Genomic DNA, 21,574 nt, shown 5'->3' with positions numbered 1-21,574 from the left:
ATGAGAGATCTGGCGGCCCGGCTCGTCTGCCGATCCGGGCCGCCATCCTGTCGAGGATGGCGCGCATCAGGGATGCCACGCGTCAGATCTTGCCGTCGTCCTTGAAGACGTCGCTCCAGTCCTTCACCAGGCCGTCGAGCGCTTCCTTGGCGGTGCCGTTGCCGGCGACCACGTAGTTATGGACGCGCTTTTGCATGGCCTGCAGCAGCGAAGCGTAGCTCGGCTCTGCCCAGAAGTCCTTGACGATCGCCATGGAGTCCAGGAAGGCCTGGGCATAGGGCTGGCTCTTGGCAAAGCCCGGCGCGTTGACGACGGAGTTCAGGCAGGAAAAACCGCCGAGTTCCCACCACTTGGCCTGCACGTCGGGCTGTGCGAACCACTTGATGTATTGCAGGGCGGCATCGCGCTTGTCGGAGTAAGAAACCACCGAGATGCCCTGGCCGCCGAGCTGGGCGAAGTGGGCCTTTTCAGCCGGATTGGGGAAGAAGCCGATCCTGTCGCCGCCGACCTTCTCGTCCTTGTAGAGGCCGGGCCAGGTGAAGGCGAAGTTCATCTGCATGGCGACCTGGCCGGATTTGAAGGCGTCGGCGGATTCGACCATGTAGACGTTGGAGCTGCCGGGCGGGGTGCAGCAATCATAGAGGGACTTGTAGAATTCGAGGCCCTTGACCGCGTCGTCGGAGTTGACGAAGCCTTCCATGTCATAGGGCTTCTTCGGGTTTTCGTACTGGAAGCCCCAGTCATAGAGGACGTTGGTCACGCCCATGGTGATGCCTTCGGAGCCGCGCTCGGTATAGATCGAGGCGCCGTAGACGGTCTTGCCGTCGATCTCACGCTTCTGGAAGAATTCGGCGATCTGCTTCAGCTCGTCGTAGGTCTTCGGCGCCGCGAGGTCGTGGCCGTATTTCTCCTTGAATTCCTTCTGCAGTTCCGGCTTCTCGAACCAGTCCTTGCGGTAGGTCCAGCCGACGACGTCGCCCATGGCGGGCAGCGCCCAGTAGTTCGGGGTGTTCTTCGGCCATTCCGAGTAACCGACGACCGTCGCCGGCACGAAGTCATCCATCTTGATGCCTTCCTTGTCGAAGAAGTCGTTGAGCTTGACGTAGTGGCCATTCTCGGCCGAGCCGCCGATCCATTGGCTGTCGCCGATGATGAGGTCGCAGAGCTTGCCATGGGAATTCAGCTCGTTGAGGAAGCGGTCGGCATAACTCGTCCAGGGAACGAATTCGAACTTCATCTGCGTGCCGGTCTTGGCGGTGAAATCCTTCGACAGCTCGACCAGCGCATTGGCGGGGTCCCATGCGGCCCAGCACAGCGTCAGTTCATCGGCTTTGGCGAGATTGGGCAATGCCGACGACATGACGAATGCCGTGGCCAGCCCGAAAAGGGCTTTCGATGTTTTCTGCATAAGTTCCTCCCAGAACCAAGGGCCGGCTCCCCGCCGGCGTCGCATGTTCACCCACTTCAGAGAATGCTCACATGAACTCCTCAATCATCATGTTTAGCAATATGTTTAGTGATATCTATTTTTATAAACATTGCAAGCGCCAATCGTTGTTGCAATGCGACAGGTGTCGCGCCAAATGGGCAGATAGTTTTGAGGGCCGATCTTTTTTCGGCACGATCGCGAAAATTCTTTGGCGAGCGTACCGATGCAGCGACATCTGGCCTCGCTGCGACATCGATCGCACGGTATGGACTGCACGCCGCTCCTGTTTTTCCCCGGAGCGGTTCAAGCTTGGCCTCGCTTCGGTGGGGCCTTTTTCTTGAATCCTTTCTTGGGTCGATGCCGCCAGGTATCGAGCCGCATCGGGAATATTCCTGCGCAGTGCGAGATTTAGCCTTTCCGGCCGGCTGCAACGGGCGTATTCAGCCAGTGCGTGGCTTTCCATGTCCGCGCTCCCCCGCGCGGCAGATCTCCGATCGGCTTCCTTCCCGTTTGCCTGCCGCGTCATCCAGAATTTTCATTGGCAGATCGATGACCACGGCAGAGACGAGCGAGAATGGGCAAGAGGCGGCAAGTGGCCGCCAGGCGAAGATCGTGGCGCTGGTCGTTGCCGTTTCCTTCTTCATGCAGATCCTCGACGGCACGATTGTCACCACCTCGCTGCCGCAGATGGCGGCGAGCTTTAATGTACAGCCGGTGTCAATGAGCATCGGCATCACCGTCTACATGCTGACGATGGCCGCCTTCATTCCGCTGTCGGGCTGGCTCGGCGACCGGTTCGGCGCGCGCCGCATCTTCCTGATGTCGATCGCCGTCTTCACCGGCGCCTCGCTGTTCTGCGGGCTGTCCGGCAGCCTTGCGGAATTCGTGCTGTGGCGCGCCGTCCAGGGCGCAGGCAGCGCGCTGATGACGCCGGTCGGGCGTATCATCGTGCTGAAGAACGCCCGCAAGTCGGAACTCGTCCAGGCGATTGCGCTGATCACCTGGCCGGCGCTGACGGCGCCGGTGATCGGCCCGGTGCTCGGCGGCTTCATCACCACCTATGCCAGCTGGCACTGGAACTTCCTCATCAATATCCCGATCGGCATTCTCGGCATCGCGCTGGTACTGCGCTTCGTGCCGGAGCAGCGCGAGACCAATCCCGGCCGGCTGGATCTCGTGGGCTTTGTGCTGAGCGCCGCCGGGCTGACCTTCCTGCTCGCTGCTCTCGAACTCTCGGTCAAATGGGACGGCGGGCTTTTGCCTATCATATCAATGCTGGCGGCGGGCATCGTGCTGTCAGTCATGGCGACGCGGCATTTCCTCGCCGCCGACAATCCGCTGCTCGATCTTTCAGCCTTCCGCATCCAGACCTTCTCGATGTCGACGCTGTCGGCGGGCACGGCCTGCCGGATGGCGATCAATGCGACGCCGTTCCTGCTGCCTCTGCTGTTCCAGCTCGGCTTCGGCCTGAGCTCGATTGCCGCCGGCACCTATCTGCTCGTCTATTTCCTCGGCAATTTCAGCATGAAGGCGGTGACGACGCCGCTGCTGCGCATCTTCGGCTTTCGCGCAGTGCTTGGGGTCAACGGGCTGATCGCAGCGCTTTCGATCGTCGGCTGCGGTTTCCTCTCGCCGGAGACGCCGCCGTCTTTCATCCATGCGCTGCTTTTCCTCGCCGGCCTGTCGCGGTCGATGGAATTCACCGCTTTGAACACACTCGCCTTCGCCGATATCGGCCCGGCGCAGCGAAGCTCGGCCTCGACGCTGTCGAGCATGCTGCAGCAGGTGTCGATGCTGCTCGGCGTGGCAGTGGCGGCGGCCGTGCTCAACATCGCCTCGGCTCTCAGGGGCGCCGACAATCCCGTCCTTGCCGATTTCCGCTGGGCTTTCGTCGTGGTCGGCGTGATCGGTATCGTCTCGTCGCTTCGCTTTCTGCAATTGCCGGCAGAGGCAGGGGCCGAAGTATCCGGCCATCGGAAATTCCAGAAAAATTAACTTGTCCGCGGAACCAATCGGGCCGCTCGGCGTTCATGCATCTCATTTCAGGTTTTTCGTTTCCCCATCTCCTTCAACGACTTCCACAGGGATCCTCCCCAGGCCAGGGTCATGTTCTGAAAATGCCGGCTTCCCGACACCCTCCTTCCGCGCCGCCTGCGACAAGAGCGAGGGATAACCGCTGTTTACCCCAGGCGGCCAATGCAATACGACATTGCCATGCGGACGACTCGGACGCTTGCGGGCGGTCGTCGCTGCGAGAGAACGCCGGGAGACCGAATGAGCAATGCTAGCGGCGATGCGGATGCCCTGATCCACATCCTCTATATCGACGACGACGAGGGTCTCGCCCTTCTGATGCAGAAAAACCTGCGTCGGCGCGGCTTTTCGGTCGAGTGGGCCGAGAGCGGCGCTGCCGGTCTTGCGAGACTGGGCGAGGGCGGTATCGACGCCGTCGTGCTTGATCATGTCCTGGCGGGCGAAACCGGCCTCGACATTCTGCCCAGCATCACCGCGATACCGGATCATCCGCCGGTCATCTATGCGACAGGTTCGGACGATACCAGCATCGCGGTCGCCGCGCTGAAGGCCGGCGCCGACGATTACGTGCTGAAGGGGATCTCAGCCGATTATTTCGACCTGCTCGCCGCCGCCCTCGAGCAGGCTCTCGAGCGGGCGCGTTTTCGCCAGGAGACGGCGCAGGCGCAGGAGGTGATCCGCCAGCAGCGCGACCTTGCCGAAATGCTGCTCGCCGAAGTCAATCACCGCATCGCCAACAGCCTCGGCCTCGTCGGCGCGCTGATCCGCATGCAATCCTCGATGACCACGGATCAGGTTGCGATCGACGCGCTGCACGAAACGCAGATGCGCATCAACGCCATCGCCAGCGTGCACCGCCGGCTCTATACCAACCGCCAAGTCGGCTCGGTGCAGGTCGATGAATATCTGAACAGCCTGCTCACCGAACTCGAAACCTCGATGCGCGACGACAAGCGGCCGCACCGGATCGTCCTCACCGCGCAGCCGGTCAATCTGGCGACCGACAAGGTGATCACACTCGGGCTGATCGTCAGCGAGCTCGTCACCAATGCCTTCAAATATGCCTATCCGGACAGCGTGCCGGGTGAGATCCGCGTCATCGTCGACCAGACGGACGGGGCATTGCGCGTCATCGTCGAGGATGACGGCGCCGGTTTCGACCCGTCGAGCCCGGCCAGAGGAACCGGCCTTGGTACACGCATCCTGACGGCCATGGCCGCCAGCCTGAAATCGGATTTCGCCTATGACCCCGGCCACGACGGAACCAAGGCGACGCTGGTGTTTTCGCTGCATGAGGGGAAGTAGAAAGTGCAGCCTAGGGTGTGCCGTGTGGCCCCCTCATCCGCCCTACGGGCACCTTCTCCCCAAGGGGAGAAGGGGGAAGGAGACGTCGCCGCGAATCTCTTCTCCCCAGCGGGGAGAAGGTGGCGGCAGCCGGATGAGGGGGTTACCGGCACGGTGTTATCCCTTTTTCTACAATAATTTACCGAAACTGCATCATCAAGCCGAACGCTAGGGGAGAGGAAACATGACGACCATCCGCACGCCACGCGAAGTCTATGATTTCTGGTTCGTCAGATGCGGCCGAGAGCTGTGGTTCCGCCCGACGCCGGAACTCGACGTGGAGATCCGCGAAGGCTTTCGCGATACCCATCTGGCCCTTGCCACGGATGTTGGCGCCGAATGGCGGGCGGATGCGGAGAGCCGGCTGGCGGCTGTGATCGTGCTCGACCAGTTTCCCCGCAACATCTATCGCGGCACGGCGCTTGCCGTTGCGACCGATGGGCTGGCGCTTCGGGAAGCCAAGCTCGCGCTGGCATCCGGCGCCGATCAGGCGGTCGAAGCCGCGTGCCGCACCTTTTTCTATATGCCCTTCGAACATGCCGAGGACCTTGGCGAGCAGGAACGCTCGGTGGCGTTGTTTACCGCCCTCGGCGATGAAGAATATCTCGATTATGCGATCCGCCACCGCGACGTGATCGCTGCCTACGGCCGCTTTCCGCACCGCAATGCCATGCTCGGACGCGAGTCGACGGCTAGAGAGCGCGACTATCTTTCCAAGCCCGGCGCCGGTTTCTGAGGGCTTCCAGGGAGCTTCCGCCTTTCTGTCGCCTTTCTTTACTAAGACAAGCTGGCATTCTATTCCGACGACAACCTTTCCCGGAGGCGCTTTTGCGGCTGAGACCGATCCTGCTTCGCACCATTCTTCTGCTGACACTGGCGGTCGCCGGCGCGCATTTCAAGGGTGCTGCGGCTTTCGCGCAGGAGCCGCAGGCACCGGCGGCCGCGCAGGCGCCGCTTGTCGATAGCTCACTCGATCAGGCGACGAAGGAGATTGACAAGGCGAAGGTCCAACTGACCGCGCTTCAGGACGGCGTCAAGCAGAATGCCGACAATGACGATGCCCTGGTCGGGCTCGCGACCAAGGCCGACGAACTCAGCCGCGCCGTCATCACCATATCGGTCAATCTCAGGCCGCGTTTCGACCAGATCAAGAACCGGCTTGCCGAGATCGGCGATCCGCCGAAGGATGGGCAGCCGCCCGAAGCCGAGATCGTCACCCAGGAGCGCAACGCTCTCGCCGCCGAACGCGCGCAGATCAACGCGCTGACGGGCGACGCCGAAAACCTGTCGATCACGGTGACGAAGCTCGTCAACGAGATCACCGAGATGCGGCGGCGGCTGTTTGCCGATACGCTGCTCAGGCGCACAGAGATTTCAGTCTCGGTGCTCGACGATGCCGGCAGCTCCTTCGTGCACGAGGCCAGCGAATTCTCGCAGGCCCTGTCGAGCTGGGCCACCTTCGTCTGGAAATTCAAGCGTTTCCCGATGTTTGCCGCGATCTTCCTGTCGCTCGCCTCGGCGCTGATCCTGCTCTCCGGCAGTTACCGGCTGTTCGGCTCCTACCTGCGACGCGACGAGGCTGTCGAGAACCCGTCCTATATCGGCCGGCTGTCGATCGCCTTCTGGTCGACGTTGATCCGCACGCTGGCGCTCTCGGTGCTGCTCGTCACCTCGTTCTTTTTCCTTAACGGGTTCAATGTGCTGAGGCCCGATATCGCACCTGTCATCGGTGCGCTGTTCGGGGCGATCGGCCTCGTCTATTTCGTCGGCCGCTTCGTCAATGCCATCTTCGCGCCGCACGAACCGCGCTGGCGCCTCGTTCGGCTTTCCAATCTCGGCGCGCGCTCGATCGGCTACTGCCTGCTGGCGATGGCGATCGTCAATGCGCTCGATTATCTGTTCGGCACGATCGGCGAGGCGATGGGCTCGCCGCTGGTGCTGACCGTGGTCAGAAGCCTGATTGCCGCGCTGATCATCGGCCTGATCCTGATCGCGGTCTCGTTCGGAAAACCGATGCTGGCGAAGAACGGCGATCCCGATGCGCCGGGAAGGCATTGGCCGCGCGGCATGGCGATCATCCTGCGGGTCGTCGGCGCCGGCCTCATCCTCACCGCACTGACCGGTTATGTCGGGCTCGCGCGCTTCGTCGCCACCCAACTCATCATCACCGGCGCGGTCGTCGTCACCATGTATGTCGGCCTGCTTTCCGGCAAGGCGATATCAAGGCAGGAAAGCTTCGGCGACACCTTCTTCGCAAGCTTCCTGACGCGCCGTTTCAAGCTCGGGCCGGTGGCGATCGACCAGGCCGGCCTGCTTGTCGGCCTTGCCATCTATGCGGTGGCGCTTCTCGTCGGCATCCCGCTGATCCTGCTGCTCTGGGGCTTCCATGTGCAGGATCTGCAGCTTCTTGCCTATAGGCTGTTCACCGAGGTCAGGCTCGGCGGTATCAGCATCTCGCTGCTCGGCATCTGCACCGGCATCCTCTTGTTTGCTGGCGTCTACCTGCTGACGCGCTGGCTGCAGCGCTGGCTCGACGGCAATGTGATGGCCAGAAGCCATGTCGATCTCGGCGTGCGCAATTCGGTCAAGACCGGCATCGGCTATCTCGGCGTCGGCATTGCGGCGATCATCGGCGTTTCGGCGGCCGGCATCGATCTGTCGAGCTTCGCGCTCGTTGCCTCCGCACTTTCGGTCGGTATCGGTTTCGGCCTGCAGAACATCGTCTCCAACTTCGTCTCCGGCCTGATCCTGCTCGTCGAACGGCCGTTCAAGGTCGGCGACCATGTCGTTTCCGGCACAGCCGAAGGTATCGTCAAACGCATTTCGGTGCGCGCCACCGAGATCGAGACCTTCCGCAAGCAGTCGATCATCGTGCCGAATTCGGAGTTGATCAACGGCCTCGTCGGCAACTGGACGCACCGCAACAAGATCGGCCGCTCGGAAATTCCGGTTTCCGTCGCCTACAACGCCGATCCGCAGCAGGTGATGGACATCCTGCTGGAACTGACGGCCAAGATACCGCTCGTCATGCGCAATCCGGAGCCGCATGTCGAATTCCTGCGCTTCGGGCCCTATTCGCTGGATTTCGAGCTGCGTTTCTTCCTCGCCGACATGGGTGACGGCATGGCGGTGCGCAACAATCTCAGGATCGAGATCCTTAAGCGCTTCAAGGCCGAGGGCATCGAGATCCCGCTGCCACAGACCGATCTTACCATCCATCGAGAGGCTCGTCCCGCGCTTGCGGATGCGGGCAGGGATCAAGCCAACGAGCAGGAAAACGCGGCGGACACGCCCATGGAGGAGGAAGAGCAGCCGGTGCGGCAATTGCGCAGCAAGACGGCAGACGGCAATCGGAAAGGCTGAACGGGTCATTCAGCCATCATTCACAGCTATGTGTGCATGATCTCCACTATCGGGATCGCTGCCGGGGGCAGCACCGATCGTTCGAGGGGAGGGCGCGCCAGCGCCGCCGCACATGATGGCAAGATTTGCCGCCGTTCTGCTTGTCCCGCTGCTTGCCGCACCTGCGGCTGAAGCGGCATCCATCACCAACACCGATCCAGCCGCCGTCGTGCTCGTCATCACCGAGAGCGGCCAGCGCATCGAGGTCGTGGTCGATGCCGGCGCTTCGGAAAACCTCTGTGCTTCCGGCTGCTTCATGACAACGCCCGACGGCGACCGCATCGGGCTCGACGGCGGCGAGACGATCGTCATCGTCAAGGGCTCGGCCGTCGTCAAGTAGCGCCCGTCCTGATTAACGCGCTCAAGCTTCTCGGGGATTGGGTACAGGTTCCGGCCGGGCAACCGGGCGTGTCAGCCGCATGATGGCGAAGAATGCGGCAACGGCGACGGTGCTGAGCAAGGCAGCGATCGACAGCGACCACGATACGCCGAGATTGCCCATCAGGAAGGCAAGCGCGAACGGCGCCATCGAGGAGACGACGAGACGGACCGACATGATTTGTCCTTGCCGCCGGCCGTAGCCATCGCTTCCGAAGAGCGCGAGCGGCAAGGTTCCGTAGACGATGCTGTTAAGGCCCGAGCCGAGGCCGAAGACGACGGCGAAGAGTAGCGCGCCGGGCACCGAGGGTGCGGTAGCGATGAGGATGACAAGGGCTGTCGGCAGCAGGATGGCGCAGATGATCGCCAGCATCACTTGCGACAAGCTCTCGCCAAAGACCATGTTGGTGAGACGGCTCAGCACCTGTGACGGGCCGAAGAGCGTTCCGACCACCACTGCCATGGCGCCGAGGCCGAGGGCTGACATCACAGGCACCATGTGAACCAGAAGTGCCGAGTTCACGAAGCTTTCCAGAGCAAAGCCCGTCACCATCAGGATAAAGGCCGGCCTGCGCGCCGACGGCGGAAGGCTCGGCTCGACGCGTTTTGCGACCCCCTCTCCGGTCCGTCTCCTGGTTTGGCTGACGCCACGGGAGAGCCAGGCATGAATGGGAAGGCAGACCACGAGATTGAGCGCGGCGAAGATCAGATAGACTTCCTGCCATGAGAGATGCGCATGCAGCGCCGTGGTAATCGGCCAGAAAATGGTCGAGGCGAAGCCGGCGATCAGGGTCAGATAAGTGATGCTGCGCTGAGCGACCTGCGGCCTGATCTGCACGAGCAGAGCGAAGGCTGCGCCATATTGCACCAGGTTCGAGGCGATCTCGATGCCGATCAATGCCGCGACGAAAGCGATCTTTCCCGGCGCGAAGGCGCAGGCGACGAGGGCGGCGGCGGCAATCGCCGAGCCCGAAGTCATGATCCTGCCTGCGCCGAAGCGATCGATCCACGTGCCCATGAGAGGTGCGGCCAGGCCGCCGATCAGAAGGGCCGCGGAGAGCGCGCCGAAGATCCATTCCGATGACCAGCCTAGATCACGAGCCATGTCGGGGGCGAGGATGCTGAAGCTGTAATAGAGCGATCCATATCCGATGATCTGCGTCAGTCCGAGCGCGGCAATGGCCGCTACCGGCGGTCGTTCGGTGCTGACGATTGTCATAGGGATCTGAGGCTCACGCGCTGTTCGAGCTTTTCGACTTCTTCCTTCCGCTCGCTGTAGCGGTCGGTCAGATAGTTCGAGGCATCACGGGTCAACAGCGTGAACTTCACCAATTCCTCGCAGACGTCGACGACGCGGTCGTAATAGGACGAGGGTTTCATACGGCCGTCCGCGTCGAATTCCTGGAAAGCTTTGGCAACCGAGGACTGATTGGGAATTGCGATCATCCGCATCCACCGTCCAAGGATGCGGAGCTGGCTTACCGCATTAAAGGACTGGGAGCCGCCGGAGACCTGCATCACCGCCAGCGTCTTGCCTTGCGTCGGCCGGACGGATCCCACCGACAATGGAATCCAGTCGATCTGCGCTTTCATGATGCCGGTCATCGCGCCATGACGTTCGGGGCTGACCCACACCTGGCCTTCAGACCATGCCGACCATTCGCGCAACTCCTGAACTTTTGGGTCGTTCGCCGGCGCCGCATCAGGCAGCGGCAGACCTTCGGGATTGAAGATGCGCACTTCGCAGCCGAAATATTCGAGCAGCCGTGCCGCCTCCTGTGCGAGGAAGCGGCTGTAGGACACTGTTCGCAGCGAGCCATAAAGGATGAGGATGCGCGGCTTGTGCGTTGAGAACGCCGGTCTGAGCGCATCCATATCAGGTTGACGCAGATGCATCGGCGATATGGCAGGCAGATCAGACAATGCGCTTGCCTCCGGCATCGAGCACTTTCTCGCCGTCTTCCTTGGTGAAGGCGCCCTGATACGTTTCCGGTAGGATTTCGAGGACGACTTCGGAAGGCCGAGCAAGGCGCGTGCCGATCGGGGTGATGACGAATGGGCGATTGATCAGGATCGGGTCTTTCAGCATTGCATCGAGCAGCTGATCGTCGCTCAGATCAGGATTATCGAGGCCGAGTTCGGCGTAGGGCGTATCCTTTTGGCGAATGGCATCACGCACGGTGAGGCCGGCATCGGCAATCATCCCGACCAGTTCCTGACGTGACGGCGGGTTTTCCAGATATTCGATGATATCAGGTTCGATGCCGGCATTGCGGATCATCGCCAGCGTGTTGCGGGAGGTGCCGCATGCCGGGTTGTGGTAGATGGTGACGTTCATAGTTTTGCCTCTGACGATAGCGTTGATGAAGCTCCCGGCTGCAGCAGCCAGGTGAACAGGAAAAGCGCTGCGACCGCGCCTGTGATTTCAGCGATCCAGAAGCCTGGAAGATCGACCGGGCGAATGCCGGAGAAGGTGTCGGTCAGCGAGCGGGCCAAAGCGACGGCAGGATTGGCGAAGGAGGTCGAGGCGGTGAACCAGTAGGCGGCGGTGATATAGAGCCCGACCAGCCACGGCACCGCCTTCTGCTCGAACTTGATGCCAGCGAGGATGACCGCGACCAGACCGAAAGTGGCAACGCCTTCCGAAAACCATTGCGCGCCGCCGGTGCGCATCTTGCTCGACAGCTCGATCAGCGGCAGGGCAAACATCAGGTGGGCGGCGACGGTCCCGACGATGCCGCCGAAGATCTGCGCGGCGATATACCCGGCGAGATCGCGTTTCGCCAGCGTCCGCGACATCGCAAAGATCAGCGAGACTGCCGGGTTGAAATGGGCTCCGGAGATCGGCCCGAGCACGGTGATCAGCACCACCAGGATGGCGCCGGTCGCCAGCGTGTTGCCGAGCAGGGCAAGTCCCGTATCCTCGGTCAATGATGTCGCCATAATGCCGGACCCGACGACGGTCGCGACCAGCATGGCGGTGCCGAGGGCCTCAGCGACCAGACGGCGCGGCAGATCGAAGGGCGCCATCAGTCGGCCGTCGCCGGTTTTGCGGTCGTGCCTTCCATGGCGCCGATCTGACGCAGGTGCGATTCCAGCGCTAGCTTGTCGATCGATGTTAGCGGCAGGCTGAGGAAGGCCATGATGCGGTTCTTGAGGAAGCGGGCGGCCTGCGCGAAGGCGCGGCCTTTCTCGACCTCACTGCCCTCGACCGCGGCCGGGTCCTCGACGCCCCAATGGGCAGTCATCGGATGGCCGATCCAGACCGGGCAGGCTTCGCCATGGGCGGTGTCGCAGACGGTGAAGATGAAATCCATCTCCGGCGCACCAGGCTCGGCGAACTCGTCCCAGCTCTTCGAGCGGAAGCCGGTTGCGGGATAACCGAGCGCCTGCAGCTCCCTCAGTGCCAGAGGATTGACCTCGCCCTTCGGCTGGCTGCCGGCCGAATAGGCCTTGAACCGGCCCTTGCCTTCGGTCTTCAGGATGGATTCCGCCAGGATCGAGCGGGATGAATTGGCAGTGCAGAGAAAAAGCACGTTATAAACGCGGTCTGTGGTCATTGCAGTTCCTCCTTGGTTGCAGGTGCACAGCATGCGGCGACGGCGGCGGCCGGAGCGCATATCTCCGGGTTACCGCCGCAGCAATCCTCCATCAGAAAACGGATCAGGCCGCCGAGCGCTTCGTAATTGGCGGTGTAGATGATCGAGCGGGATTCCCGCTGCTGGGCTATCAGGCCGGAGCGTTCCAGCTCCTTCAGATGGAAGGAGATGTTGGATGGCGAAACCTCCGCCTTTTCCGCGATAGATCCTGCCGCCATGCCATCGGGGCCTGAGACCACGAGCATGCGGATGATGTGCAGGCGCGTTTCCTGCGAAAGTGCGCCGAATGCGATCAGGGCTTGACGTTGATCCATATTTCAATAATCCTTGAATTGTTGAAACGAGGATTAGCGCAAATGAACGCCATCGACAACAGCAAAATTCAGGCGGACGACATCAAGCTTGGCCTGCTGCTCAACATACTCGCCGGTGAAAGAGACACGCCGCTGGTCTTCTATTACGACGGCCAGCCGGTGAAGCCCGGTTATCATATCACCGAGGTCAAGGCGGGCCAATTCTCCGCGCTCGATTGCGGCGCCAATCCCGAGGCCTGGACGGAGATCTTCATCCAGCTCTGGGATATTGATGAGGACGATCGCACGCATATGCCGGCCGGCAAGTTCTATTCCATCATCCGCAAGGTGACGGAACATGTGCAGCTGGACGATTCGGCCAAGCTCACCTTCGAAGTCAGCGACGGCGTGCGGCCGATGCAGCTCTATTGCGCGGCGATGCCGGTTCTTCGCGCCGGTGCCGTGCATGTCGAGCTTTCGCCACGGCCGGCAAGCTGCAAGCCGCGCGATCGCTGGCTCGCTGGGGAAAGCTCTGCGACGACGTGTTGCGGTCCGAGCGCTCGCACAAAGGCGTGCTGTAGTTAAGATTCGCTAGGATCCAACTCCACTACGTCTATTTCGGGCGTACCGATTGATAGATCTGCGGCGTTCCGGCTCCCTTTGGAACCGCGAACACATCATAGGAGGCCTGCGGATCGTTGCCCATGCCGAGCGAGCCGGAGGGCATTCCGGGAACTGCCAGGCCGGCGATATCAGGCTTCTCGCGGAGCATCCGATGGATCGCCTCCAAGGGAATATGCCCTTCCAGATATTTTCCTTCCACGACGCCGGTATGGCAGCCCTGCACGGCGTCCGGCACGTTGTACCTCGCCTTGATGGCAGACAGATCGGTGGCGTCCTCGACCGTGACTGAGAAGCCGGCCTTCGTTAACGCATCGGCCCAGGCATGGCAGCATCCGCAATTCGGATCCTTGTAGACGGTGACGCCGGTAGCCGCCTTCGCTGTGCTACTCATCATGACGGCGACGCATGTGGCTGCACCGCTTATGAACGCTCTCCTGTTCATCTGTTTTCTCCCTTTGCGAGCATCGAGGATGAGCCCGCTGGCCTGTCCTTCTTATCTCATTCGGCAGCCTGCAGTTCACCCGATTGATCGGCGGCGGCAGCAGCGCTTTCCGAAGCGGCTGGCAGTCGCCACCCCTTGATCAATCCGTAGACGGCCGGAATGACGATCAGCGTCAGCAGCGTCGAAGACACCATGCCGCCGATCATCGGCACGGCGATGCGCTGCATGATCTCCGATCCGGTTCCAGTTCGCCAAAGGATCGGAACGAGACCCGCCATGATGGCGACGACGGTCATCATCTTCGGTCGGACGCGCTCGACCGCGCCGACCATGATCGCTTTGTTAAGGTCCAATTTCGAGAAGGCGCGGCGTTCCTTTTCGCAGGCCTCGCGCTGCTCTTTCAGGGCGTGGTCGAGGTAGATCAGCATGATCACGCCTGTCTCAGCCGCAACGCCCGCGAGCGCGATGAAGCCGACGGCGACCGCCACCGAGGCATTGAAGCCCATCCACCACATCAGCCAGATGCCGCCAACGAGCGCGAATGGCAAGGACAGCATGACGATCATCGTCTCCGTCAGCGCTTTGAAGTTGAGATAGAGCAGCAGGAAGATCAGCGCCAGCGTCAGCGGGACGACAACGGCGAGCCGCGCCTCGGCCCGTTGCAGGTACTCAAACTGGCCGCTCCAGGCGACCGAATAGCCGGGCGGCATCGTCACCTTCTCGGTGACGGCCTGCTGAGCCTCCGCCACATAGCCGCCGAGATCGCGGTTGGCGATGTCGACGTAGATGTAGACGGCAAGCTGACCGTTCTCCGTGCGAATGGTCGTCGCGCCACGGGTCAGCTTGACGTCCGCCACTTCGCCGAGAGGAATGGTTCCCCCACCGGGCAGGGATATCTGCACTCCCCTGGCGATGGATTGCGGATCGCTTCGCAACGCCCTTGGATACCGGATCGCCACGCCATAGCGTTCCCGGCCTTCGACGGTCGAGGTGACGACCTCGGAGCCGAGTGCCATGCCGACGACGTCCTGAATGTCGTTGATGGTCAGCCCGTAGCGGCCGAGCGCCGTTCTGTCCGGGACGATGTCGAGATAGTAGCCGCCGATCACGCGCTCCGCATATGCGCTCGACGTTCCGGGGATCGTTTTCAGCACGGTCTCGATCTGCCGGGCGACCTTCTCCATTTCACCGAGATCGGTTCCGTAGACCTTGACGCCGACCGGCGTCCTGATCCCGGTAGACAGCATGTCGATGCGGGCGCGGATCGGCATCGTCCAGGCATTGGAGACGCCGGGAAATTGCAGAGCAGCGTCCATCTGCTGCTTCAGGCTTTCGGTGGTGACCCCCGCCCGCCATTCCGACTTCGGCTTTAACGTGATGATCGTCTCGAACATTTCCGTGGGGGCCGGGTCGGTTGCGGTCAGTGCACGACCCGCTTTGCCGAAGACGCTCTGGACTTCGGGGAAGGACTTGATGATCCGATCCTGCGTCTGCATCAATTCGGCCGCCTTGGTCACCGATATGCCGGGCAGGGTGGTCGGCATGTACATCAGCGTGCCCTCGTCGAGATTGGGCATGAACTCGCTGCCGATGTGCTGGGCGGGCCAGACGGTCACTCCAAGGATGACAAGCGCCACTAGGATCGTCAGCGTCTTCACCCTGAGAACGCCTGAAATGACCGGACGGTAGATCCAGATGAGGAACCTGTTCAGGGGGTTCTTGTGCTCTGGGACGATGTATCCACGGACGAAGAGGATCATCAGTGCCGGCACCAGCGTCACCGAAAGCAGCGCTGCGGCCGCCATCGAGAAGGTTTTGGTGAAGGCGAGCGGACCGAAGAGGCGTCCCTCCTGCGATTCCAGTGTGAAGATCGGCAGGAACGAGACGGTGATGATCAGCAGGCTGAAGAACAGCGCCGGACCGACTTCGCTCGCCGCCTCGACGAGGATTTCCACGCGTGGCTTGTCAGGCGGCGCGCGTTCGAGATGCTTGTGGGCGTTCTCAATCATCACGATCGCCGCATCGATCATCGCGCCGATGGCGATGGCGATGCCGCCAAGGCTCATGATGTTCGCCCCGAGACCGAGGAGTTTCATGGCGATGAAGGCCATCAAGATGCCGACGGGCAGCATGATGATGGCGACCAGCGCACTGCGCACGTGGAGGAGAAAGGCGATCGTCACCAGTGCCACGACGATCGATTCCTCGATCAGCGTCCCTTTCAGGGTCTCGATGGCGGACTCGATCAAGGTCGAGCGGTCGTAGACCGGAACGATCTCGGTGCCATCGGGAAGGCCGCCCTTGACGGAATCCAGGCTCTTCTTGGCGTTGTCGATGACCGTCAAGGCGTTGGCCCCGAACCGCTGCAGGACGATGCCGCTTGCGACCTCGCCTTCGCCGTTCAATTCGGTGATGCCGCGCCGTTCGTCCGGAACGAGTTCCACCCTGGCGACGTCGCTGAGCTTCAGCGGCACGCCGTTCTGGCTCTTCAGCACGATGCTCTCGATGTCGGGTATGCCCTTCAGATAGCCGCGCCCGCGCACCATAAACTCGAACTCGGAGAGTTCGACGGTACGGCCGCCGACGTCCGTGTTGCTTGCGCGCACCGCATTGGCGATGTCGTCGAGCGAAACGCCCTGCGCCTTCAGCCGGGCCGGATCGACGACGATCGAATACTGCTTCACGAAGCCGCCGACGCTCGCGACCTCCGAGACGCCTTCGGATTTCGAGACCGCGAAGCGCACCACCCAGTCCTGCAGCGATCGCAGTTCGGCGAGCGACAGCTCCTTGGCGACGACGGCGTACTGGTAGACCCAGCCGACTCCTGTCGCGTCTGGGCCGAGCGTCGGGGCGACGCCCTGCGGCAGACGGCTCTGGGCGGCGTTCAAATATTCCAGCACGCGGCTGCGCGCCCAATAAGGATCGGTGCCGTCGTCGAAGATGACGTAGACGAAGGAAACGCCGAAGAAGGAGAAGCCCCTGACGACCTTCGACTTCGGCACTGTCAGCATCGACGTCGTCAGCGGATAGGTTACCTGGTCCTCGACAACCTGCGGGGCCTGGCCGGGATATTCGGTATAGACGATGACCTGGATATCGGAGAGATCGGGAATGGCGTCGAGCGGCAGGGACCGCAGAGCGTAGACGCCGCCTGCGACGGCGAGTGCTGTGCCGAAAAAGATCAAGACGAGATTGTGGGCGGACCACGAGATGACACGGGAGATCACGGCTTGGCCTCCTCTTGCGTCATGGCGCTGAGCGCCGAGCTGAGATTGCTTTCGGCGTCGAGCAGGAAATTGGCAGCCACGACCACCTTGTCGCCGGCGGCAATGCCCTTGGTGATTTCTGTCTGCTTCTCGCCCCGGACTCCGAGCGTCACGTCCTTCGGCTCGAATTGACCATCGCCTTTGTCGATGAACACGACCCGGCGATCGCCTGTATCGATGACGGCGCTGTTGGGGACGGCAATGACAGGTTTTGGTGCTCCGGCCTGGATCTCGACGTTGGCATACATGTTGGCCAGCAGTACGCCGTCCGGATTGGGAAGCTCGATGCGGACCTTCGTCGTTCGCGTCTGTATGTCGACGTCGGGATAGATCAGGTCGACGACACCCTTGAACGTCCGGCCGGGATGACTTCTGACCGTTACGTTCACCTCGGCTCCGCTGCGGACAGAGGCCAGATCATATTCCGGCACGCCTGATATCACCCAGACGTTGGAGGTATCGGCGATGCGGAACAGCACGTCGCCGGGTTTGGCCATCATGCCTGCCGTCGCCATGCGTTCGAGGACCACCCCATCGCGCGGCGCGACATAACCTATGCTGGCCGGCACCTGCCGGCTCCGCGCGATCGTATCGATCGCCTCCTGGGGAACGCCGAGGTTTTTCAGGCGCAGCGCGGAACCCACCTCTCCGTTCCCGCGGCCGCCATCTCTCCCGGCCGCGTATTCGGAGGCCGCAGTGGCGATGTCCTTCGAATAGAAGCTGAAGAGGCTCTGGCCTTTCCTTATGCGGTCACCGGTGGTGACATTGGCGACGTCGTCGACGAACGAATCCGTCCGCATCGAGATGACGCTGACGAGCCGCTCGTCGAGGACAATGGTGCCAGGCACCTCGATCTTCCTGACGATGCTGGCCATCTCGGCGGTGGCGGTCTTGACGCCCGTGCGCTGCAGTTTGCCGAGCGAGACCTTGACGGTCGAGGCGTCGCCCTGATCACCCTCGTAGACCGGGATATAGTCCATGCCCATCGAGTCCTTTTTCGGCACCTTCGACGTGTCGGGCAGGCCCATCGGGTTTCGATAGTAGAGAAGTTTTCCTGTCGGCGGCGCGGTTGCTGACGATGTCGTGGTCGTTTCCGTTTCGACCGGTTTTGGTGCTGCGGCGTCGGCGAAACTTAGATCCTGACTCGCATGCACGGCGACGAATGGCCGGCCATCCTCTGTATTCTTCGGCGTCGCAGAGAATTGCGGGAGGCCGTCAGGATGGCGATAGTAAATGATCGCGCCGGTTGGCACGGCCGAGGAAGCTGCCGGCGTAGCGAGCGCCGTTTCGGCGAAGGAAAGGCCGAGCTGTGCGCCAAGATCGTTCGTGCCAGCCCAATAGCCTCCCCCGCCGACCAATACGGCAAGGGAGAGCGTGGCCGCCACACGCGCTGGCGTGTTCACGGCGTTGCCTTGAGGACGAGTTCGCCCTCGACAGTGTCCGGCTCGCCCTGGACTTTGGCGGCAAGCTTGAAGCGCCAGCCACCCGCCATGGTAAAGTCCGCCTTGAAGGCATAGACACCGGGTTCCGTGGAGGCGGCGGCCTCGACGGGTGTCGTCATCATTTCCATGCCCGCGGGAGCCATGTCCATACGGGTGGTGAAGATGACCGCGTCGGGAACGGGCTTGCCCGTGCGCTTGTCAACGAGGCGGACGGAGACCTGCGATCCCTGGCCCTGCTTGACGTCGGTCGAAACCGGCTGGAATTCGTAGTCCTGTGACGCGGCGAAGGACGCTGTGGCGGAACCGACAATCAGCACGCCGGCGAGGAGCATCGCTCCCGCGGAAAAGATGGTCTTGTTCATAATATCTGATCTCATTGGGATAGGCGCTCAGGCCGCATCCTCAGTCATAATTGATTGCCGCAGGTCCCTGAAAGATGCGCAAAGCATCCGCCGTGAACCGTAGACGTGTTTCAGGAATGACTTGAGATCAAGCTTTCGGAGGTCGGGCCGGAGGCTCGACATACGCGGGCGTCAGTTGCGACGCCAGAACGAGGTCATAGCGATGGGACAGCCAGGAGATCGCAAATGACCAGCCTTGGATGTCGGGCGCGTGGGCGAAGATCGAGGTCGTGCAGACCAATGCCAGCGGGCAGCCCTTTGCGCAGTCCGGCTTGACGGGCTGCTGTTCGGGGCAGCACGGCATCTGCTCCGCCATCTGCATGCCGGCCATCGTGGCGCTCATGCCATCGGTCATCGCCGGATCAGAAGAGGCCATTGCACTGCCCGCCAACCCGATGCTCATCGGACCGATGACGATCGCGAGCATGGCGATGGCAAGCAACAGACGATGGACGGCCCGCAGGAAATTCATGGGCGGAATACTGGCATGCCGGTTCCGGAATTGGAAGCAGGCTCACGGAGATGTGTTGCAGGCGTCGAGACGGACTGAGGGCTGGGCATCCCACCATCTGAGCACCCGCATCGCCCGGAGCGTCACCCACCGCGAAGGCTTGCCTTGCCCGTCATCGACCTCGAACCACACCCGACCGGCAGGGATCTCGTCGAGTGGCCAGCGGCCGTCCTGCAAGCGCCGGGAACGAAGGTGGTCGATCGCCTCGCCGAGGCGCGGATCGGGGTCGGCGCCGGTCAGGATCGCGCTGGCGCGGAAATAGTCGAGCGCGCGCAAAATGTCGTAGCGCCAGCGGTTTGGATACAGGAGGCGCAGGAAGCGTTCGTCGGCCGGCTCGCCGGTGCCAAGGCGGCGGAAGAGGTTGCGGGCCAGCAGGAATTCCTCGCCCGTTCTGCGCGCCTCTCGAGACCGATGCGTGCCGCCGGTCGATCTCTCGTATTCCAGCAAACCTTCAAGCACGTTGATGGTGCTGGCGAAAGACGAGCGGACGGAGCCGTTGATCCGCTCGCAGTTCCAGCCGCCGTCGTCGAGACGCTCACCGGCCAGCCTGTCGACGATGGGCGAGACGTCGACGCCGAAATAGGCGCCGTCGGCAACGGTGCGGCCGTTGATGCACTCCTCGACTTCGCCTTCCCAATAGGGCTGGCCGCCTTCTTCCCAACGGGCGTTGGCGCCGACCAGTTTGACGGTGCGCCTGGCGCAGCCGCAGGCGGGATCGAGACCGAACTCGCGCAATTGCGACAGCGAGAAGGTCGTGGCCGTCCACGGCTGGCCACGCTCCTTCCACTCGTGCGGGTCGAAACCGGCGGGCAGGAAGGCGCCGCCTGCCCATTGCCCGTCCTCGTCCTGACAGGAGAGCAGCCTGGCGCCCCAGCCCTCGGTCTCGACTTTGGCCCGCTCAGCCATCCATTCCCGCTCCGGAGCATTGAGCAGGTCGCGCATCACCTGCCATCGGATCGAGGGGTCGGAGTCGAGAAGCCATTCGATCACCGGGTCGGATTGGATCATGGGCGAACCTGTCGGCGGGTCGGGTCGATGGCTCGTTTATAATCGCTTCGGCCGAGCGGTGCCAGCCAGATGGGCTGGTCGGCGGCGCCACCGATAGCGCCTTCGGCTTCCACAACAACCGCTCGCTGGCGCTTGCCATGCTGCGGCCGGATTGCGCCAGGGAAGGCACGAAACCGAAGATCAAAACGTCGGTTCGACCTATAATGCGACGGTTGTCGGCGAAAGCCCGTGCGACGCCGAGAATGCGGCGCTTCCCGCCTGATTTCTTAATCATATCTGCAAAGAAACCGGAGGCGGCCACATCGGGCCGCGTCTTCGTATATATCGGAACGCGCCGATTAATAATTATTCAAATCAATCGATGTATCGGTTTGATCCGGGGACAGATTTTACATCAAAGGTTTGCTATGGCGTTTCTAGGTATTTCGGGGATGCAATATTCCGGGGAAATGTTTGCGGGTGCGCGTATTCTTGTCGCGGAAGATTCCAACGTATTCACCTCGATGATCAGCAAACGTCTCAAAGAGCTGTTCGATATCGATGTCGAGATCTGCCGCAGCTTCGAAGATCTGCAGGTTTCCTACGACAAGTCTCCCGATCCGATCACGCTGGCGATCTCGAACATCAACCTGCCCGGCGCCGAAAACGGCGAAGCGCTCGAATATCTGGTCGATCTCTCCATACCCACAATCGTTTTCACCGGCACCTTCCATGAAAACATGCGCGACAAGCTGATGGCCAAGGATATCGTCGACTATATTCTCAAGGACAATATCTTCGCCGTCGATCTGCTGGCGGAATCGATCTGCCGCTTTCTCACCAATCATCGCCACCACGTGCTGATCGTCGACGATAGTGCGACTGCGCGCGCGTTGCTGTCGAGCCGGCTGAAGCGCTACAATTTCCGTGTCAGCGTCGCCGAGAGCGGCGGCAAGGCGCTGGAGATCCTGAAGGCCAACCGCGACATCGGCCTTGTCATCACCGACTACAACATGCCTGACATCGACGGCTTCGAGTTGACGCGGCGCATCCGCGCCAATATCGGCTCGCACGAGTTGCGCATCATCGGCGTTTCCTCCTCCTCGAACCGGCTGCTTTCGGCACGATTCCTGAAGGCCGGCGGCAATGATTTCATGCTGCGTCCCTTCATCGACGAGGAGTTCTACTGCCGCGTCAACCAGAACCTCGATACGCTGCTGCAAATTCAATCGATGCGCAAGGAGCGGGCGGTTGCCTGACAGCCCTTCCAGCATCGGTATCGCCAGGGGGTGGAAATGACGGTCGGGGACAGTCATCGAATTTTTGCAATTACAAGTAATAATGCCATTATTTGTCCCCTTCACGTGCACAGGCCTCTCGGTTATCGTCCCCGCCGGGGAGAGGGCCGAGTCGCGCCCATCG

21 protein-coding genes and 1 pseudogene are annotated in these 21,574 nt (G+C 61.8%); 7 read left to right on the top strand and 15 right to left on the bottom strand.

The window, feature by feature from the left end; genetic code table 11:
- Positions 1-82: 82 nt before the first annotated feature.
- Both RWK44_RS08000 and RWK44_RS07995 read right to left on the bottom strand, forming a co-directional pair.
- Entirely contained in the window at positions 83-1,408 is a 1,326-nt protein-coding gene (locus RWK44_RS08000; RefSeq protein ID WP_168284339.1) for an ABC transporter substrate-binding protein, read from the bottom strand.
- 121 nt (positions 1,409-1,529) lie between these two features.
- Positions 1,530-1,892 carry a hypothetical protein gene (locus tag RWK44_RS07995; protein ID WP_165504407.1) on the bottom strand — a complete coding sequence of 121 codons (363 nt, stop codon included), beginning with the start codon at positions 1,890-1,892 and terminating at the stop codon, positions 1,530-1,532.
- An 86-nt stretch (positions 1,893-1,978) separates the two neighbouring features.
- Between RWK44_RS07995 and RWK44_RS07990 the strand changes: the two genes are divergently transcribed.
- Together RWK44_RS07990 and RWK44_RS07985 are read left to right on the top strand one after the other, a co-directional pair.
- On the top strand, positions 1,979-3,424 hold the full coding sequence (locus RWK44_RS07990; RefSeq protein WP_316028639.1) for an MFS transporter: 1,446 nt from the start codon (positions 1,979-1,981) through the stop codon (positions 3,422-3,424).
- A 279-nt stretch (positions 3,425-3,703) separates the two neighbouring features.
- Positions 3,704-4,768 carry a sensor histidine kinase gene (locus RWK44_RS07985; RefSeq protein WP_131663578.1) on the top strand — a complete coding sequence of 355 codons (1,065 nt, stop codon included), beginning with the start codon at positions 3,704-3,706 and terminating at the stop codon, positions 4,766-4,768.
- Positions 4,769-4,794: 26 nt separating this feature from the next.
- Here the strand turns inward: RWK44_RS07985 and RWK44_RS35115 are convergent.
- A pseudogene (locus RWK44_RS35115) lies at positions 4,795-4,920 on the bottom strand (endonuclease domain-containing protein); the annotation flags it as partial.
- 71 nt (positions 4,921-4,991) lie between these two features.
- On the opposite strand from RWK44_RS35115, the gene RWK44_RS07980 reads away from it, so the two are divergent.
- The 3 genes from RWK44_RS07980 to RWK44_RS07970 all read left to right on the top strand — a co-directional run bounded on the left by RWK44_RS07980 (position 4,992) and on the right by RWK44_RS07970 (position 8,549).
- Positions 4,992-5,543, top strand: a complete 552-nt coding sequence (locus RWK44_RS07980) for a DUF924 family protein (protein WP_131663577.1) — start codon at positions 4,992-4,994, stop codon at positions 5,541-5,543.
- Positions 5,544-5,635: 92 nt separating this feature from the next.
- Entirely contained in the window at positions 5,636-8,170 is a 2,535-nt protein-coding gene (locus RWK44_RS07975) for a mechanosensitive ion channel family protein (protein ID WP_316028638.1), read from the top strand.
- Positions 8,171-8,282: 112 nt separating this feature from the next.
- The gene (locus tag RWK44_RS07970) at positions 8,283-8,549 is read left to right on the top strand and encodes a hypothetical protein (RefSeq protein WP_131663575.1); all 267 of its coding nucleotides are present in this window, start codon (positions 8,283-8,285) and stop codon (positions 8,547-8,549) included.
- A gap of 21 nt (positions 8,550-8,570) precedes the next feature.
- Here RWK44_RS07970 and arsK read toward each other — a convergent pair whose 3' ends face one another.
- From arsK to RWK44_RS07940, 6 genes are read right to left on the bottom strand one after another with little or no spacing between them, the layout of a single operon-like run.
- Complete coding sequence (gene arsK / locus RWK44_RS07965) at positions 8,571-9,806, bottom strand: arsenite efflux MFS transporter ArsK (RefSeq protein WP_131663574.1); 1,236 nt, start codon at positions 9,804-9,806, stop codon at positions 8,571-8,573.
- Positions 9,803-10,528, bottom strand: coding sequence for an arsenical resistance protein ArsH (gene arsH, locus RWK44_RS07960; protein ID WP_316028637.1), 726 nt, complete (start codon positions 10,526-10,528; stop codon positions 9,803-9,805). The genes arsK and arsH overlap by 4 nt, the downstream gene beginning before the upstream one ends.
- Entirely contained in the window at positions 10,503-10,925 is a 423-nt protein-coding gene (arsC, locus tag RWK44_RS07955) for an arsenate reductase (glutaredoxin) (protein WP_131663572.1), read from the bottom strand. The genes arsH and arsC overlap by 26 nt, the downstream gene beginning before the upstream one ends.
- Positions 10,922-11,617 (bottom strand): MIP/aquaporin family protein, encoded by a 696-nt coding sequence (locus RWK44_RS07950; protein ID WP_316028636.1) that lies wholly within the window; start codon positions 11,615-11,617, stop codon positions 10,922-10,924. The genes arsC and RWK44_RS07950 overlap by 4 nt, the downstream gene beginning before the upstream one ends.
- Positions 11,617-12,147, bottom strand: a complete 531-nt coding sequence (locus tag RWK44_RS07945) for an arsenate reductase ArsC (protein ID WP_131663570.1) — start codon at positions 12,145-12,147, stop codon at positions 11,617-11,619. Before RWK44_RS07945 ends, RWK44_RS07950 begins: the two co-directional genes overlap by 1 nt.
- Positions 12,144-12,500, bottom strand: a complete 357-nt coding sequence (locus RWK44_RS07940; RefSeq protein ID WP_131663569.1) for an ArsR/SmtB family transcription factor — start codon at positions 12,498-12,500, stop codon at positions 12,144-12,146. The genes RWK44_RS07945 and RWK44_RS07940 overlap by 4 nt, the downstream gene beginning before the upstream one ends.
- Positions 12,501-12,542: 42 nt before the next feature.
- Here RWK44_RS07940 and RWK44_RS07935 point away from each other — a divergent pair, with 42 nt between their 5' ends.
- Positions 12,543-13,064 carry a DUF6428 family protein gene (locus RWK44_RS07935; protein WP_020050403.1) on the top strand — a complete coding sequence of 174 codons (522 nt, stop codon included), beginning with the start codon at positions 12,543-12,545 and terminating at the stop codon, positions 13,062-13,064.
- 28 nt (positions 13,065-13,092) lie between these two features.
- On the opposite strand, the gene RWK44_RS07930 is transcribed toward RWK44_RS07935, so the two are convergent.
- The 6 genes from RWK44_RS07930 to RWK44_RS07905 form a co-directional block, all read right to left on the bottom strand.
- On the bottom strand, positions 13,093-13,545 hold the full coding sequence (locus RWK44_RS07930) for a DUF411 domain-containing protein (RefSeq protein ID WP_020050402.1): 453 nt from the start codon (positions 13,543-13,545) through the stop codon (positions 13,093-13,095).
- Between the two features lie 56 nt (positions 13,546-13,601).
- On the bottom strand, positions 13,602-16,772 hold the full coding sequence (locus RWK44_RS07925) for an efflux RND transporter permease subunit (protein ID WP_316028635.1): 3,171 nt from the start codon (positions 16,770-16,772) through the stop codon (positions 13,602-13,604).
- Positions 16,769-18,214 (bottom strand): efflux RND transporter periplasmic adaptor subunit, encoded by a 1,446-nt coding sequence (locus RWK44_RS07920; RefSeq protein WP_245503830.1) that lies wholly within the window; start codon positions 18,212-18,214, stop codon positions 16,769-16,771. Before RWK44_RS07920 ends, RWK44_RS07925 begins: the two co-directional genes overlap by 4 nt.
- Complete coding sequence (locus RWK44_RS07915; protein WP_316028634.1) at positions 18,211-18,630, bottom strand: FixH family protein; 420 nt, start codon at positions 18,628-18,630, stop codon at positions 18,211-18,213. The genes RWK44_RS07920 and RWK44_RS07915 overlap by 4 nt, the downstream gene beginning before the upstream one ends.
- A 112-nt stretch (positions 18,631-18,742) precedes the next feature.
- The gene (locus RWK44_RS07910) at positions 18,743-19,126 is read right to left on the bottom strand and encodes a hypothetical protein (protein ID WP_131663567.1); all 384 of its coding nucleotides are present in this window, start codon (positions 19,124-19,126) and stop codon (positions 18,743-18,745) included.
- A 42-nt stretch (positions 19,127-19,168) separates the two neighbouring features.
- Positions 19,169-20,173, bottom strand: a complete 1,005-nt coding sequence (locus RWK44_RS07905) for a squalene cyclase (protein ID WP_131663566.1) — start codon at positions 20,171-20,173, stop codon at positions 19,169-19,171.
- A gap of 407 nt (positions 20,174-20,580) precedes the next feature.
- On the opposite strand from RWK44_RS07905, the gene RWK44_RS07900 reads away from it, so the two are divergent.
- Entirely contained in the window at positions 20,581-21,411 is an 831-nt protein-coding gene (locus RWK44_RS07900) for a response regulator (protein WP_131663565.1), read from the top strand.
- Positions 21,412-21,574 lie beyond the last annotated feature (163 nt).

Source organism: Rhizobium sp. 25PS6, assembly GCF_032464655.1.
GTDB classification, from domain to species: Bacteria; Pseudomonadota; Alphaproteobacteria; order Rhizobiales; family Rhizobiaceae; genus Rhizobium; species Rhizobium laguerreae.
The sequence above is the reverse complement of the archived record's forward strand: the minus strand, read 5'-3'. Positions and strand labels throughout refer to the sequence as shown.